General features: G+C 44.0%; 2 protein-coding genes. Both read left to right on the top strand.

The window, feature by feature from the left end; all coding sequences use genetic code 11:
• The first annotated feature begins 370 nt into the window (after positions 1 to 370).
• A complete protein-coding gene (locus OCV58_RS12145; protein WP_267312930.1) occupies positions 371 to 1,411 on the top strand; it encodes a serpin family protein in 1,041 nt (346 codons plus the stop codon).
• Between the two features lie 178 nt (positions 1,412 to 1,589).
• A partial coding sequence (locus OCV58_RS12140; protein ID WP_267312929.1) for an IS256 family transposase occupies positions 1,590 to 2,254 on the top strand: 665 nt, incomplete at its 3' end.

The following is a 2,254-nucleotide window of genomic DNA, read 5'->3' as shown; positions in this document are numbered from 1 at the left end:
CGGCGTGTTTTGGGCTACCATACGCCGTCAGAGCTATTTGATGCATTCCTCGATGAAGTTTATGCTAGTGAGTGTGTTTCCTGATTATGGTTGTTCAAATTCAACTTGCAATTTACCAAATTTTTTCTATAAATAATTGTTAGGTATAGGTTATGATAAAATCTTAATCATAGGAGCCTTTATGGTAAGAGAAAAGAAACCACTCCATCTGTATTGTATTACGTTGAGTGGATCAGTGCTCAACATACTTTCAAGCAGCTTTTTATCATAATGGTACAGATTTCAATATTTTTTACTAAACGGTTGGAGTTTTATCAGTCTTCTAACAGTACGGTTATATTGAGGAAAAATTGCAAGGATGTGTCTCCATATGAAAGATTTCTTAGAGCAATCTGCATTAAAATTATTTGAACAAGTATGCCAAACGCAGGGAATGGGCAATAATATCTTATTTTCGCCCTATTCCTTACAGCAGGCATTATCTCTGTTATCTGTAAATACGGAAGATGAACGTATCCAAAAAGAAGTATCACCCTACGTTTCGCCAGATATGCTAGGCGAGTCTCTTCTCAATACCAAAAGCGGTACGCTAATACTCTTGCAAGATGAATGGAAGAAGTACCGTACGCATAAAGAACGGGGAACGATTAACTTTTTTTCTTCGCCCGAAGATGGCGAGCAAAAAATTATAGCTTTTCAGAGAAAGCATCTTGGAGAAATATTGTTCCAAGCCAAGCCGACACAAAACGATGGTTTAGGTTTATATTCAGCATTGCATTATTCTGCGGAGTGGGGAGAAGCCTTTAATAAACATGATACGCAGCCCCGGACCTTCTATTTAGATAATGGAGAAGAAATACAGCCGGAAACGATGAAATCGGAATTTTCCAGCATATATGGAAAGATTACAGATGACTACGAAGTCGCCGCCTTGCCGGGAAAAAGACAATCTATTACGTACTTTATCAAGCTTAAAACTAATAGAGCAAAAGTACTTCATAAGCTATGGGATATTTGTAATCACGACGACGAGCTGCATAATCTGGTTGATTTGCAGATGCCTAAGATTTCAATGGAATCAACCTTTTCCTTAAAGGCTGTTTTAGAATCGTTGGGCATGGAACATTTAACAAAAGAACGATTTACAGTAGATAATATTGTCGATCCGTCTGACGTACGGGCTCGTTTAAATGCGGCAGAACAGACCGTACAATTAGCCTTAGACGAGGAGAAAGCGGAAGTCAAGGCCTTTACCACGATACAGACCGCGCTAACGGTGTCATGTACAGTTAGTAGAGCTAAGCCCATTATCATAAAAATGGATCATCCCTATTTTATCGTAGTGAAAGATAAGACATCGGACGGTATATCCCGCATTGTATGCGCCGCATGGATTAACAATCCAAAATAACATACTTTTATTCAGGCAGGTTCTCACGAGCCTGCCTGTTTGTTATGCCAAAATGATACGCAAAACGGCTGCATATGATAAGGTACAATAAGTTTCGCAAAAATAAAAAGAGACATGGCTTGCAGAACTCTGGTAGAATGAAGTCGCGACACACCATTCTGAAAGGAGCAAGCAAACCATGTCTGAAAAGATTGTACAGCTTAACGAGGAAGTAATCAAGGGACAGCTCAAGGATCTTGTGCGTGGCAGCGTAGAGGAGACTCTCAACGAGCTGCTGGAGGCCGAGGCGGAGAAACTGACTCAGGCGGCCCGATACGAGCGCAATGAGAAGCGTCAGGGCTATCGCAGCGGCCACTACAGGCGCAGCCTCACTACCACTTCCGGGGACGTTACCCTCAAGGTACCCAAGCTCAAAGGGATTTCCTTTGAGACCGCCATTATTGAGCGGTATCGCCGCCGTGAAAGCAGCGTAGAAGAAGCCCTCATCGAGATGTATCTGGCCGGTGTATCCGTCCGGCGTGTGGAAGACATTACAGAGGCGCTGTGGGGCAGCAAAGTGTCGCCCTCAACCATCAGTGAACTGAATAAGAAGGCATATGTCCACATTGAGGATTGGCGTAACCGCCCCTTACAGGGAGGGCATTACCCGTATGTCTATGTGGACGGCATCTACTTGCGTCGCAACTGGGGCGGAGAGTTTGAGAATGTGGCCATTCTGGTAGCGATTGCGGTAAATGAAGATGGATACCGTGAGGTTCTTGGGGCTGCCGAGGGCATGAAGGAGGACAAGGCTAGCTGGGTCAGCTTCTTTCAATGGCTGCGAGGCCGGGGCCTGGATGGAGT

The sequence above is a fragment of the Megasphaera stantonii genome, from assembly GCF_025567065.1.
GTDB classification, from domain to species: Bacteria; Bacillota; Negativicutes; order Veillonellales; family Megasphaeraceae; genus Megasphaera; species Megasphaera stantonii.
The sequence above is the reverse complement of the archived record's forward strand: the minus strand, read 5'-3'. Positions and strand labels throughout refer to the sequence as shown.

Coding starts and splice junctions, on each gene's coding strand:
- OCV58_RS12145 (WP_267312930.1), top strand. CDS start 371: ATGAAAGATTTCTTAGAGCAATCTGCATTAAAATTATTTGAACAAGTA.